The following is a 13246-nucleotide window of genomic DNA, read 5'->3' as shown; positions in this document are numbered from 1 at the left end:
GATAATTGTTTGCATTTGCACGTCAAGGCACTTAAGGATTGAAATGAAGTTTCTCTGCCCCTCCGACACCCTCGCGCCAAACAGCAGCCGCGGCTTTGAAATCGATGGTTGCAAGCTGTTGGCAGTGCGCCGGGACGGCGTGGCCTACTTCTATATCAACCGTTGCCCCCATCGCGGCATCCCGCTGGACTGGCAGCCCGACCAATTCCTCGACGCCAGCGCCAGCCTGATCCAGTGCGCCACACATGGCGCGTTGTTCCTGATCGAAAGCGGCGAATGCATCGCCGGCCCCTGCGCAGGCAAACACCTCACCGCCCTGCCCGGCCGCGAAGACGAACAGGGCCTGTGGGTTGAACTCTAGTCGCCCATCAACACGTCGAGCCGACGATCGACGACTATTTCCTCTGGCGTGACGCGCACACCGTAGGCCAACACCTCCACACCGGCCGCCTTGGCTTCACGCAACGCAGCAGCATAACCCGCGTCGATTTCCACCGCCGGGCGCACCGCGTCGATGCCCGAGAGGTTGACGCAATACAACTGCACCGCTCGCACACCTTCGCGCGCCAGGTGCGCCAGCTCGCGCAAATGCTTGGCACCGCGCTGCGTCACCGCATCCGGAAAGGCCGCCACCGCAGTGCCATCGAAGCCCAGGGTGACGCTCTTGACCTCTACATACGCACCGCCGTGGGGGTAATCCAGGCGAAAGTCGATACGGCTCTTTTCCTGACCGTAGGGCACTTCGCGCTTCAACGCGGTGAAACCGTTGAGCTCGGTAATGACCCCGGCGCGCAACGCTTCCTCGATCAATTGATTGGCGCGCGCAGTGTTGACGCACGCCAGTCGGCCTTGCGGCGTTTCGGTAATTTCCCAAGTGCCCGGCAGCTTGCGTTTGGGGTCATTGGAACGGCTGAACCAGACCTGGCCGCCTTCCACCATGCAATTGAGCATCGAACCGGTGTTCGGGCAATGAATCGTCAGCAACTCGCCGGACACGGTTTCAATATCGGTGAGAAAACGCTTGTAGCGGCGAATCAGCCGACCTTCTTCGAGGGGAGGATGAAAGCGCATCAGGCTTGCCAACTCCGCAAGCCACGGGCGATGCGTTCCACCGCTTCCTGTAGTCGATCAAGGTTTTGCGTGTAGGCGAACCGCACATGATGCCCCGCCTGATAACGGCCGAAATCCAGCCCGGGCGTAAAGGCCACATGTTCTGTTTCGAGGAAATGACGGCAGAACGCGAAGGCATCGCCGCCGAACGCGCTGATATCGGCATACAAATAAAACGCACCTTCGGGCTCTACGGCAATGCCGAATCCCAACTCACGAAGGGCTGGCAGCAAAAAGTCACGACGGCGTCCGAATTCGGTGCGGCGCTCTTCCAGAATGCTCAGGGTTTGCGGGGTGAAGCAGGCCAAAGCCGCATACTGGGCCATGCTCGGCGCGCTGATATAAAGGTTTTGCGCCAGTTTCTCCAGTTCGCCCACCGCCTCGGGCGGCGCGACCAGCCAACCAAGGCGCCAGCCCGTCATGCCGAAATACTTGGAAAAACTATTTAACACGAAGGCATCGTCGTCGACTTGCAGAACGCTGGCCGCGTCGGTGCCATACGTGAGGCCGTGATAGATCTCGTCTACAACCAGATGGCCGTTTCGCGCTTTGATCGCACTCGACAACCCGGCCAATTCATCACGCGTAAGAATAGTGCCGGTAGGGTTGGCCGGAGACGCGACCAGCGCCCCGACGCTGTCTTCGTTCCAGTGCCTGGCCACCAGTTCGGCGGTCAATTGGTAGCGCACGTCCGGGCCGACCGGCACCAGTTGCGCCGCGCCTTCCACCAATCGCAGGAAGTGGCGATTGCACGGGTAACCCGGGTCAGCCAACAGCCAGTGCTTGCCTGGATCGACCAACAAGCTGCTCGCCAACAACAACGCGCCAGAGCCACCGGGAGTGATCAGGATGCGCTCGGGGTCTACGTTCAGGCCGTAACGCTGCTGATAAAACCCGCTGATCGCTTCACGCAACTCGGGCAAACCACGGGCGGCGGTGTAGCGGGTCTTGCCATTGGCCAACGCCGCTTGCCCGGCCTGAATGATCGGCTCGGCCGTGGTGAAATCCGGCTCGCCGATTTCCAGGTGAATCACGTCGTGGCCGGCCGCTTGCAGCTCATTGGCGCGCGCCAGCAATGCCATGACATGAAAAGGTTCGATGGCGCGACTGCGCGCACTGTAGGGCTGAGCCATTAGCCTTCCTTAAGCGTGAGTACAAAAATCAGGATTCTACCGAACCCGCGCGTTAAAACATGCTCTATTGCCTGCCCGATCACTCAGGTGGCCAGGGCAAGCGCGCGCAAAACGACTAAAATCTGTATTCGAGACGTTACAGGTCCAGCCATGGCGGGCTGTTGTTGTTTGCCACCCCCCATGATGGCCCTCGACAACCGGGAGTGGCGCACCCTGAATCTATCTGGTAAGTTCGCCCGCTTGCAGCCGCAGGGCCGGCAGGTGTCGGTGACGTTGCAATCCTGCGCAATGGATTAGAAGAGTGAGAGGCGGTCTATTCATGTCCACCCAAGCAAAGCAACAGCAGCAGAGCCTCAGTGGCTTCACACCTTACGTCGAAGCGAAGGGTGAGGAGTACATGGGCAAGCCCATGCGCCAGCACTTCACCAAGATTCTGCAAAAATGGAAGCAGGACTTGATGCAGGAGGTCGACCGTACGGTTGACCACATGAAGGACGAAGCCGCCAACTTCCCGGACCCGGCAGACCGTGCCAGCCAGGAAGAGGAATTCGCCCTCGAACTGCGCGCTCGCGATCGTGAACGCAAGCTGATCAAGAAAATCGACAAAACGCTGCAACTGATCGAAGACGAAGAATATGGCTGGTGCGAATCCTGCGGCGTCGAAATCGGTATTCGCCGCCTGGAAGCCCGCCCAACCGCGGACCTGTGCGTAGACTGCAAAACCCTGGCTGAAATCAAGGAAAAACAGGTCGGCAAGTAATACGTGCCGAGCTGAACGAATGGGGTGTGCAAACGCCCCGTTTTTGTTTCTGGCGTTCAGCGATTTTCCAGTAGTATCCGGCCCATGACAGCCTCTACCTATATCGGGCGTTTCGCCCCCACGCCCAGCGGCCACTTGCACTTCGGCTCACTGGTCGCCGCCCTCGCCTCCTACCTCGACGCCCGCGCCAACAATGGCCGCTGGCTGATGCGCATGGAAGACCTCGACCCACCCCGCGAAGAACCCGGTGCACAGGCCGCGATCCTGCACGCCCTGGAAAGCTACGGCTTCGAGTGGGATGGCGAACGGGTCCTGCAAAGCGAGCGGCATGAGGCCTACGCGAAAGTGCTGAACGACCTGTTCAACCACGGCCTGGCCTACGCCTGCACCTGTTCGCGCAAACAACTGGAGGCGTACAACGGGGTTTACCCCGGCCTGTGCCGCAACGCCGGTCACGACAGGCAGGATGCTGCCATTCGTTTGCGCGTCCCGGAGCTTGAGTACCACTTTACCGACCGCGTGCAAGGCGAATTCCGACAACACCTGGGCCGCGATGTCGGCGATTTTGTCATCCGTCGCCGCGACGGCCTCTATGCCTATCAACTGGCCGTGGTGCTCGACGACGCCTGGCAAGGCGTTACCGATATCGTACGCGGCGCCGACCTGCTGGACTCCACGCCACGTCAGTTGTACCTGCAGGAATTGCTCGGCCTGCGCCAACCGCGCTACTTGCACGTGCCGCTGATCATCCAGCCGGACGGCAACAAGCTGGGCAAGTCCTACCGTTCCCCACCGTTAACAGCTGACCAGGCAACGCCGCTGCTGCTAAGAGCCTTACGCGCCCTGGGCCAGCAACCCGGCAACGAATTGCTCCACGCCAGCCCACGTGAATTGCTCGATTGGGGCATCGCGCACTGGGATGCCACGCAGATCCCGCGCACACTCACGCTGGCCGAAGCGCAATTGAGCTGAAGGCGCTTGCAGCTTCCCAGCCATCCGTTACCATCGCCGCAGTTTTTTAATCAGAGGCCAACATGTACATCTATCGATTGGTCCTGCTGCTGGTCGTCGGGATCTACCTGTTTTCCCCCGCCATCATGGATTGGTGGATCGACGCCACGGGCGCCTGGTACCGCCCTTATCTGCTGTGGCTGATATTGATCGTGGTGACCTTCATCCTGCAGAGCCAAAAAGATGCCGATGAGCTTTAGTCTCACCCAGATGCTGCTGATCAGCGCCGCCTACCTGGCCGCGTTGTTCGGGGTGGCCTGGATCAGTGAGCGCGGAATGATTCCGCGGGCGATCATTCGCCATCCGTTGACCTACACCTTGTCCCTGGGCGTTTACGCCAGCGCCTGGGCGTTCTACGGCACGGTAGGTTTGGCCTACCAGTACGGTTATGGTTTTCTGTCCAGTTACCTCGGTGTGTCCGGCGCGTTTTTGCTGGCGCCGGTGCTGCTGTACCCGATCCTGAAAATCACCCGCACCTATCAGCTGTCGTCCCTGGCGGACTTGTTTGCCTTTCGCTTTCGCAGCACGTGGGCCGGCGCGCTGACCACCATCTTTATGCTGATCGGCGTGTTGCCGTTGCTGGCGTTGCAGATTCAGGCGGTGGCAGACTCCATCAGCATCCTCACCCGCGAGCCGGTACAACACCGCGTTGCCCTGGCTTTCTGCGCGCTGATCAGCCTGTTCACGATCTTCTTCGGCTCGCGCCACATCGCCACCCGCGAAAAGCACGAAGGCTTGGTGTTTGCGATTGCCTTTGAATCAGTGATCAAGCTGATCGCCATCGGCGGCGTCGGCCTCTACGCGCTCTACGGCGTGTTCGACGGCCCACAACAACTTGAGCTGTGGTTGCTGCAAAACCAGACCGCCCTCGCTGCGTTGCACACGCCGCTACAGGAAGGCCCGTGGCGCACCTTGCTGCTGGTGTTCTTCGCCTCGGCGATTGTGATGCCGCACATGTATCACATGACTTTCACCGAAAACCTCAACCCACGCTCGCTGGTCAGCGCCAGCTGGGGTTTGCCCCTGTTCCTGTTGCTGATGAGCCTGGCGGTGCCGCTGATCCTTTGGGCAGGCCTGAAGCTTGGCGCCACCACCAACCCTGAATACTTCACGCTCGGTATCGGCATTGCCGCCAACAGTCCGGCTCTGGCGCTGCTCGCCTACGTCGGCGGCTTATCGGCGGCCAGCGGCTTGATCATTGTCACTACCCTGGCCCTCTCGGGCATGGCGCTCAACCATCTGGTACTGCCGCTTTACCAGCCGCCGGCAGAGGGCAATATCTACCGCTGGCTGAAATGGACGCGCCGCGGGCTGATTGTCGCGATCATCATGGCCGGTTACGGTTTCTATCTGTTGCTGGGCGCTGGGCAAGACTTGGCCAACCTCGGCATCGTCGCGTTTGTCGCCACCCTGCAGTTCCTGCCGGGCGTGTTGTCGGTGCTGTACTGGCCAACCGCCAACCGTCGCGGCTTTATCGCCGGGCTCTTGGCGGGGATTCTGGTGTGGGTCGTCACCATGCTGTTGCCACTGGTCGGCAACCTGCAGGGCTTTTACATCCCACTGCTGAACATGATCTACGTGCTGGACGACACCAGCTGGCACATGGCGGCGATCGCCTCCCTGGCCGCCAACGTGCTGATGTTCACCCTGATCTCGCTGTTCACCAACGCCAGCCCCGAAGAAACCAGCGCCGCCGAAGCCTGCGCGGTGGACAACGTACGCCGTCCGCAACGCCGCGAGCTGCATGCCGCCTCGCCTCAGGAATTCGCCACGCAATTGGCCAAACCCCTCGGCGCAAAGGCGGCGCAGAAGGAAGTCGAACAAGCCCTGCGCGACCTCTACCTGCCGTTTGATGAGCGCCGCCCTTATGCGCTGCGCCGTCTGCGTGACCGTATCGAAGCCAACCTGTCGGGGTTGATGGGGCCGAGCGTGTCCCAGGACATGGTCGAGACCTTCCTGCCTTACAAGGCCGGCGGCGAAAACTACGTGACCGAAGACATCCACTTCATCGAGAGCCGGCTGGAGGATTACCACTCACGCCTCACCGGCCTCGCCGCCGAACTCGATGCCCTGCGTCGTTACCACCGCCAGACGTTGCAGGAACTGCCGATGGGCGTGTGTTCCCTGGCCAAGGATCAAGAGATCCTGATGTGGAACAAGGCCATGGAAGAACTCACCGGCATCGCCGCGCAACGGGTGGTGGGTTCGCGCCTGAACACCCTGGGCGACCCGTGGAAAGAATTGTTGCAAGGCTTTATCAACTTGCCCGACGAACACTTACACAAACAACACCTGGCGCTCGACGGCCAGACCCGCTGGCTCAACCTGCACAAAGCTGCGATCGACGAGCCACTCGCGCCCGGTAACAGTGGCCTGGTGTTGCTGGTGGAAGACCTGACCGAAACCCAGATGCTCGAAGACAAGCTGGTGCATTCCGAGCGCCTGGCGAGCATTGGCCGCCTGGCCGCGGGTGTGGCCCATGAAATCGGCAATCCGATCACCGGTATCGCGTGCCTCGCGCAAAACCTGCGGGAAGAGCGTGAAGAAGACGGCGAAATTACCGAGATCAGCGGGCAGATCCTTGAACAGACCAAGCGCGTGTCGCGCATTGTGCAGTCGCTGATGAGCTTTGCCCACGCGGGCGCCCATCAGAATCAGGACGAGGCAGTTTGCCTGGCCGAGGTAGCGCAGGATGCCATCGGGCTACTGGCGTTGAACCGGCGTAATTTCGAAGTACAGTTCTTTAATCTGTGCGACCCGGACCACTGGGTGGACGGCGACTCGCAACGCCTGGCCCAAGTGCTGATCAACCTGCTGTCCAACTCCCGCGATGCAACGCCAGCCGGCGGCGCAGTACGGGTCAAGACCGAGGCTTTCGAGCACACGGTCGACCTGATCGTCGAGGACGAAGGCAGCGGCATTCCACAGAACATCATGGACCGATTGTTCGAACCCTTCTTCACCACCAAGGACCCTGGTGAAGGTACCGGTCTGGGCCTTGCACTGGTCTATTCCATCGTTGAAGAGCATTATGGACAAATCACCATCGACAGCCCGGCTGACACCGAAAGCCAACGCGGCACCCGTATTCGGGTGACCTTGCCGCGTCATGTCGAAGCGACGTCCGCTGTGAACTGAGACCGTCGAGAGAGTTGAATCAATGCCGCACATTTTGATCGTCGAAGACGAAACCATTATCCGCTCTGCCTTGCGTCGCCTGCTTGAACGGAATCAGTACCAAGTCAGTGAAGCCGGCTCGGTGCAGGAAGCCCAAGAGCGATTCAGCATCCCCACGTTCGACCTGATTGTCAGTGACCTGCGCCTGCCTGGCGCACCCGGCACCGAGCTGATCAAGCTTGGCCAGGGCACCCCGGTGCTGATCATGACCAGCTACGCCAGCCTGCGCTCGGCGGTCGACTCGATGAAGATGGGCGCGGTGGACTACATCGCCAAGCCTTTCGACCACGACGAGATGCTCCAGGCCGTGGCCCGCATCCTGCGTGACCGTCAGTCGGCCGGAACTGCGCCCGCCGAACAGCGTCCTGCCGGCAAGGCCGCCGACAAGCCGGGCGTCGACAACAGCAATGGCGAGATCGGCATTATCGGTTCCTGCCCTCCGATGCAGGATCTGTACAGCAAGATCCGCAAAGTCGCGCCGACTGACTCCAATGTATTGATCCAGGGCGAGTCGGGTACCGGTAAAGAACTGGTGGCGCGTGCCCTGCACAACCTGTCCAAGCGTGCCAAGGCGCCGATGATTTCGGTGAACTGCGCGGCAATTCCTGAATCCTTGATCGAGTCCGAGCTGTTCGGTCACGAGAAAGGCGCATTCACTGGCGCCAGCGCCGGGCGTGCGGGCTTGGTGGAAGCCGCAGATGGCGGCACCTTGTTCCTCGACGAAATCGGCGAGTTGCCCCTCGAAGCCCAAGCGCGATTGCTGCGCGTGCTCCAGGAAGGCGAAATTCGCCGGGTGGGCTCGGTACAGTCGCAGAAGGTCGATGTTCGCCTGATCGCGGCCACCCACCGGGACTTGAAGAGCCTGGCCAAGATCGGACAGTTCCGTGAAGACTTGTATTACCGCTTGCACGTAATCGCGCTGAAGCTGCCAGCGCTGCGTGAGCGTGGCGCTGACGTCAATGAAATCGCCAGCGCGTTCCTGCTGCGCCAGAGTGCACGCATCAACCGCACTGACCTGAAATTTGCCCCGGACGCCGAGCAAGCGATTCGTCATTACTCGTGGCCGGGTAACGTGCGGGAACTGGAAAACGCCGTGGAACGTGCGGTAATCCTGTCGGAGAGCCCGGAAATTTCCGCTGAGCTGTTGGGCATCGACATTGAGCTGAGCGATCTGGACGACGACGATTTCATCGGCCTGGCCCCGCAACAGGGCGGCGGTAGCACTACCAGCCATGAGCCGACGGAAGATTTGTCACTGGAAGATTACTTCCAGCATTTCGTTCTGGAGCATCAGGACCACATGACCGAGACCGAACTGGCTCGAAAACTCGGCGTGAGCCGTAAATGCCTGTGGGAACGGCGCCAGCGCCTGGGCATTCCACGGCGCAAGACCGGGGTTGCCAGCGAAACGTGAGGGTGCGCCCCCACAGGTAACACCCTCAGATGTGAAAAAACTGTTACCGCGTGATTTTCGCGTAACAAAAGCCGGGGCTTACGGTAACGAAGCCCCGGCTTTTTTTTGCCTTGCGCAAAGTCGAATTCGAGTCAAACCCCCGGTTTTGCTGGGCGACACAAAAGTTGGCACGCACCCTGCTATATGCTTAGTACAAAAACAATAACAAGCTATGTACCAGACAATAAAAATAAGACGAATCGACTCACGCATAACAAAAACAACACGGCGGAGGCGCAGCTAACTGATTCTTTTGGAGAGGCGTTGCATTTGGGGCTTGCCCCGCAACCAGGCCGAGAACAACAAAAACTGCCCTAAGGCAGAGCCTGAACTGGTTGGATCGTAGATCAGCAACACAGCGACCAAAGCAATCCGTTTGCTCTTGGCTCCCGATTGGGAGTGTCGTGAAGGTGAAACTTCATGGCGAGGGCGATCAACAAAAATAAGAAGCCCGCAACCCATAATAAAAATAGAGCACGCAACTACTTCTGGGGGAGCTTCGGCTCCCCTTGTAGTTTCCGAAACTCTTGCAGCTTCCGGAATTCCTGTAGCTTCGGGAATTGGGCAATAAAAGCTTTTGGCGCAACGCTTGCAGCTTGTTCCTACACCATCCCCTGACTAAATGCTAGAATCCCGGCCCATCATGCGGTCATTCTTCGTTATGGCCGAACATTCCTTCAAACAGTGCATCCCATGCTGAAGAAGTTGTTCCAGTCATTCCGTTCCCCCTTGCGTCGTACGCAACACATTCGCAGCACGCCTGAAGTGCTTAACAGCAGTCAGCATTCATTGCAGCGCGCTCAATTCAGCCGCTACGCGGTGAACATCGTCGAACGTTTGCAGAACGCCGGCTACCAGGCTTATCTGGTGGGCGGTTGCGTACGTGACATGCTGCTCAATATCACGCCGAAAGATTTCGACGTCGCCACCAGTGCTACGCCTGAACAAGTGCGTGCCGAATTCCGCAATGCGCGGATCATCGGCCGCCGCTTCAAGCTGGTGCACATCCACTTTGGTCGCGAAATCATTGAGGTCGCCACCTTCCGCGCCGGCCACCCGCAAAACGATGAAGAGGAAGACACCAATCAGTCTTCCCGCAACGAAAGCGGCCGTATCCTGCGTGACAACGTGTACGGCACTCTGGAAGAAGACGCGCAACGCCGCGACTTCACCATCAACGCCCTGTATTACGACCCGGTCAGCGAGCGCATCCTCGATTACGCCAACGGCGTACACGACATCCGCAACAACCTGATCCGCCTGATCGGCGACCCGACCCAGCGCTACCAGGAAGACCCGGTGCGCATGCTGCGCGCCGTGCGGTTTGCCGCCAAGCTGAACTTCGGCATCGAGAAACACAGCGCCGCGCCCATTCGCGAGCTGGCGCCGATGCTGCGGGAAATCCCGTCGGCACGCCTGTTCGAAGAAGTGCTCAAGCTGTTCCTCTCGGGCTACGCCGCCGACACCTTCGAAATGCTTGTCGACCTGCAGTTGTTCGACCCGCTGTTCCCGGCCAGCGCCGAGGCGTTGGAACACAACCCGACGTACACCCACACCCTGATCAGCGAAGCGTTGATCAACACCGACCTGCGCATCAAACAGAACAAACCGGTGACCCCGGCCTTCCTGTTTGCTGCCCTGTTGTGGCCAGCCCTGCCAAAACGCGTACTGCGCCTGCAAGACCGTGGCATGCCGCCGATCCCGGCCATGCAGGAAGCTGCGCACGAGCTGATCGCCGAGCAGTGCCAGCGTATCGCGATTCCGAAGCGCTTCACCATGCCGATCCGCGAGATCTGGGACATGCAGGAGCGCCTGCCGCGCCGCAGCGGTAAACGGGCCGACCTGCTGCTGGACAACCCGCGCTTTCGCGCCGGTTACGACTTCCTGCTGCTGCGCGAAAGCGCCGGCGAGCAGACCGACGGCCTGGGCGAATGGTGGACGGATTACCAGGATGCCAATGACAGCCAGCGCCGCGACATGATCCGTGACCTCGGCGGCAAAGGTGATGGCGCCAGTGAAGGCCCGAAAAAACGTCGTCGCAGCTCCGGCAGCAAGCGCAAGCGCAGCGCCGATGCCTCGGGCGCCGCGGGCGAATAAACGTGGAGCGTATCTACATCGGCATGGGCAGCAACCTGGCTGCCCCGGACAGGCAATTGCGCAGCGCTGTCGACGCGCTGGCGCAATTGCCCGGCACCACCCTCGCCGGCGTGTCCGCGTTCTATCAAAGTGATTCCCTGCTCCCCGGCCAGCCGCGTTACACCAACGCAGTCGCGGCCGTGGACAGCCGCCTGGCGCCACTGGAACTACTCGACGCCCTGCAAGCCATCGAGAACGATCAGGGCCGCGAACGCCTTGAGCGTTGGGGCCCGCGCACACTGGACCTGGACATCCTGCTGTTTGGTGATCGCCTGATCGACGAGCCGCGCCTCAAGGTGCCGCACTATCAGATGCACCTGCGGGCTTTTGTGCTTTATCCACTTGCAGAACTGGCGCCTGCCGCGTTGCAGCTACCGGACGGTCAACGGCTCAGTGACTTACTGGCGGTCTGCCCGTTTGTCGGCTTGGAACGCCTCTCTGCTGACTGAAAAAATCTCCTGTGGGAGCGGGCTTGCTCGCGAATGCGGTGTGTCAGTTAACGCATATGTCGACTGGCCCACCGCATTCGCGAGCAAGCCCGCTCCCACATTTGATCTCACAAGTCAGAAAAATAACGTTCAAGCGGCTGAATCGCATCAGTAACAGGGGTAACACCGCTGTCGTAACAATGCGGTAACACATCCAATTGACTTCCCCCGTCCTCATCACGACTATAGGCGTCCCGCTGCCGCCAACACGGCGCTAAAGGGCGCAATCCAGGCCTTATAAGCACTGCTCTCAAGACGGTGCGCCTGTATAAACGAAGACTCACGCGCGTTACTCGCTGTTTCCAAGCGCCTGAACGAGGACCCTTTTCATGCCAGACATTACCCTGACCACCTTGCAGAGCCTCAAGCTCAAAGGTGAAAAAATCACCATGCTCACCTGCTATGACGCCACCTTCGCCCACGCCAGTTGCCAGGCGGGCGTCGAAGTGTTGCTGGTAGGCGACTCCCTGGGCATGGTTCTTCAAGGGAATGACAGCACCCTGCCCGTTACCACCGACGAGCTCGCCTACCATACTGCGAGCGTCAAGCGCGGTAACAACGGCGCCTTCATCATTGCCGACTTGCCTTTCATGGGTTACGCCACCCTCGAACAGACCTTCCTGAACGCCGGCAAGCTGATGCAAGCCGGTGCACACATGATCAAGGTCGAAGGCGCTGTATGGCTTGCCGAGTCGATCCGCCTGCTGGCTGAACGCGGCGTGCCAGTGTGCGTGCACATGGGCCTGACCCCGCAGTCGGTGAATATCCTCGGTGGCTACAAGGTTCAAGGCCGAAACGAAGCGCAGGCGCGCCAGATGCGTGCCGATGCCATCGCCCTGGAACAAGCCGGCGCCGCCATGATTTTGCTCGAATGCGTGCCGAGCGAACTGGCGGCCGAGATCACCCAGGCAGTCAAAGTGCCGGTGATCGGTATCGGCGCAGGCTCCGACACCGACGGCCAAGTGCTGGTGCTCCACGACATGCTCGGCCTCTCGCTGACCGGCCGTGCGCCAAAGTTCGTGAAGAACTTTATGGCCGGCCAGGACAGCCTCCAGGCGGCGTTGAGCGCTTACGTCACCGAAGTCAAAGCCGTTACCTTCCCAGGCGCCGAACACGGATTTTCTGCATGAACAGCGTAAAAACCGTACGAGAACTGCGGGCTGCCGTGGCCCACGCCCGCAGCGCCGGCAAACGCATCGGCTTTGTGCCCACCATGGGCAACCTGCACAGCGGCCACGCCACGCTGGTGACCAAGGCCGCTCAGCAATCGGACTTCGTGGTAGCGAGCATCTTCGTCAACCCGCTGCAATTCGGCGCCGGCGAAGACCTGGACAAGTATCCGCGCACCCTTGCGGCCGATCAGGAAAAGCTGCTGCAAGCCGGCTGCAACCTGTTGTTCGCGCCCACCGTTGAAGAAATGTACCCCGGCGGCACCACCGGCCAGACCCGCGTCAGCGTTGCGCAGGTGTCTGAAGGCCTGTGTGGCGCCAGCCGCCCCGGGCACTTCGAAGGCGTGGCCACGGTGGTGAGCAAGCTGTTCAACATGGTCCAGCCGGACATGGCCGTGTTTGGCCAGAAGGACTACCAGCAATTGGCGGTGATTCGCGCCATGGTGCACGACCTGAACATGCCGATACAGATCATCGGCGAGCCGACCGTGCGCGCCGAAGACGGCCTCGCGCTGTCGTCGCGCAACGGTTACCTCAGCGAAGAACAGCGCGCCGTTGCCCCGGTGCTGTACCGCAGCCTCAGCCAGATTGGCGCAGCGATAAAGGCCGGTGACCGTGATTTCGCCAGATTGCGTGCCGAGCAGATTCAGCAGATAGAAGCCGCTGGCTTGCGCATGGATTACCTGGAAGTGCGCCAGGGCGTGCACTTGCGCCCGGCCACGCCGGATGATCGCGATGTGGTCATCCTGGTTGCCGCCTACCTGGGCGCGACTCGTCTGATCGATAACTTGCACCTGAACCTCGCCTGA

Annotated in this window: 12 protein-coding genes; 10 read left to right on the top strand and 2 right to left on the bottom strand. The window is 60.4% G+C overall.

Annotated features, from left to right (window positions below; genetic code table 11):
- Positions 1-43 precede the first annotated feature (43 nt).
- On the top strand, positions 44-361 hold the full coding sequence (locus tag Q7C20_RS03440; protein WP_348057719.1) for a Rieske (2Fe-2S) protein: 318 nt from the start codon (positions 44-46) through the stop codon (positions 359-361).
- Here the strand turns inward: Q7C20_RS03440 and sfsA are convergent.
- Together sfsA and Q7C20_RS03430 are read right to left on the bottom strand one after the other, a co-directional pair.
- Positions 358-1071, bottom strand: coding sequence for a DNA/RNA nuclease SfsA (gene sfsA, locus Q7C20_RS03435; RefSeq protein WP_375065412.1), 714 nt, complete (start codon positions 1069-1071; stop codon positions 358-360). The genes Q7C20_RS03440 and sfsA overlap by 4 nt on opposite strands.
- The gene (locus tag Q7C20_RS03430) at positions 1071-2243 is read right to left on the bottom strand and encodes a pyridoxal phosphate-dependent aminotransferase (RefSeq protein ID WP_375065410.1); all 1173 of its coding nucleotides are present in this window, start codon (positions 2241-2243) and stop codon (positions 1071-1073) included. Before Q7C20_RS03430 ends, sfsA begins: the two co-directional genes overlap by 1 nt.
- Positions 2244-2562: 319 nt before the next feature.
- On the opposite strand from Q7C20_RS03430, the gene dksA reads away from it, so the two are divergent.
- From dksA to panC, 9 genes are all read left to right on the top strand, one after another.
- A complete protein-coding gene (gene dksA / locus Q7C20_RS03425; protein ID WP_026083092.1) occupies positions 2563-3003 on the top strand; it encodes an RNA polymerase-binding protein DksA in 441 nt (146 codons plus the stop codon).
- 84 nt (positions 3004-3087) lie between these two features.
- On the top strand, positions 3088-3975 hold the full coding sequence (gene gluQRS, locus Q7C20_RS03420; protein WP_375065408.1) for a tRNA glutamyl-Q(34) synthetase GluQRS: 888 nt from the start codon (positions 3088-3090) through the stop codon (positions 3973-3975).
- A gap of 62 nt (positions 3976-4037) precedes the next feature.
- Entirely contained in the window at positions 4038-4214 is a 177-nt protein-coding gene (locus Q7C20_RS03415) for a hypothetical protein (RefSeq protein ID WP_003176118.1), read from the top strand.
- Positions 4198-7152: an ATP-binding protein gene (locus Q7C20_RS03410; RefSeq protein ID WP_375065387.1), complete on the top strand. Its 2955-nt coding sequence runs from the start codon at positions 4198-4200 to the stop codon at positions 7150-7152. Before Q7C20_RS03415 ends, Q7C20_RS03410 begins: the two co-directional genes overlap by 17 nt.
- Before the next feature lie 22 nt (positions 7153-7174).
- Entirely contained in the window at positions 7175-8605 is a 1431-nt protein-coding gene (locus Q7C20_RS03405; RefSeq protein ID WP_348057730.1) for a sigma-54 dependent transcriptional regulator, read from the top strand.
- 732 nt (positions 8606-9337) lie between these two features.
- Positions 9338-10741 (top strand): polynucleotide adenylyltransferase PcnB, encoded by a 1404-nt coding sequence (locus Q7C20_RS03400; RefSeq protein ID WP_348057732.1) that lies wholly within the window; start codon positions 9338-9340, stop codon positions 10739-10741.
- A 2-nt stretch (positions 10742-10743) separates the two neighbouring features.
- The gene (folK, locus tag Q7C20_RS03395; protein WP_375065385.1) at positions 10744-11229 is read left to right on the top strand and encodes a 2-amino-4-hydroxy-6-hydroxymethyldihydropteridine diphosphokinase; all 486 of its coding nucleotides are present in this window, start codon (positions 10744-10746) and stop codon (positions 11227-11229) included.
- A 368-nt stretch (positions 11230-11597) separates the two neighbouring features.
- A complete protein-coding gene (panB, locus tag Q7C20_RS03390) occupies positions 11598-12398 on the top strand; it encodes a 3-methyl-2-oxobutanoate hydroxymethyltransferase (protein ID WP_375065383.1) in 801 nt (266 codons plus the stop codon).
- Entirely contained in the window at positions 12395-13246 is an 852-nt protein-coding gene (panC, locus tag Q7C20_RS03385) for a pantoate--beta-alanine ligase (protein WP_375065381.1), read from the top strand. The genes panB and panC overlap by 4 nt, the downstream gene beginning before the upstream one ends.

It is taken from the genome of Pseudomonas sp. AMR01 (genome assembly GCF_041946035.1).
Lineage (GTDB): Bacteria > Pseudomonadota > Gammaproteobacteria > Pseudomonadales > Pseudomonadaceae > Aquipseudomonas > Aquipseudomonas antarctica_B.
Note: the sequence above shows the minus strand (reverse complement) of the source record. Positions and strands in the feature narration are given on the sequence as shown.

Coding starts and splice junctions, on each gene's coding strand:
- panC (WP_375065381.1), top strand. CDS start 12,395: ATGAACAGCGTAAAAACCGTACGAGAACTGCGGGCTGCCGTGGCCCAC.
- Q7C20_RS03440 (WP_348057719.1), top strand. CDS start 44: ATGAAGTTTCTCTGCCCCTCCGACACCCTCGCGCCAAACAGCAGCCGC.
- Q7C20_RS03405 (WP_348057730.1), top strand. CDS start 7,175: ATGCCGCACATTTTGATCGTCGAAGACGAAACCATTATCCGCTCTGCC.
- Q7C20_RS03400 (WP_348057732.1), top strand. CDS start 9,338: ATGCTGAAGAAGTTGTTCCAGTCATTCCGTTCCCCCTTGCGTCGTACG.
- panB (WP_375065383.1), top strand. CDS start 11,598: ATGCCAGACATTACCCTGACCACCTTGCAGAGCCTCAAGCTCAAAGGT.
- sfsA (WP_375065412.1), bottom strand. CDS start 1,071: ATGCGCTTTCATCCTCCCCTCGAAGAAGGTCGGCTGATTCGCCGCTAC.
- Q7C20_RS03415 (WP_003176118.1), top strand. CDS start 4,038: ATGTACATCTATCGATTGGTCCTGCTGCTGGTCGTCGGGATCTACCTG.
- Q7C20_RS03410 (WP_375065387.1), top strand. CDS start 4,198: ATGCCGATGAGCTTTAGTCTCACCCAGATGCTGCTGATCAGCGCCGCC.
- dksA (WP_026083092.1), top strand. CDS start 2,563: ATGTCCACCCAAGCAAAGCAACAGCAGCAGAGCCTCAGTGGCTTCACA.
- Q7C20_RS03430 (WP_375065410.1), bottom strand. CDS start 2,243: ATGGCTCAGCCCTACAGTGCGCGCAGTCGCGCCATCGAACCTTTTCAT.
- gluQRS (WP_375065408.1), top strand. CDS start 3,088: ATGACAGCCTCTACCTATATCGGGCGTTTCGCCCCCACGCCCAGCGGC.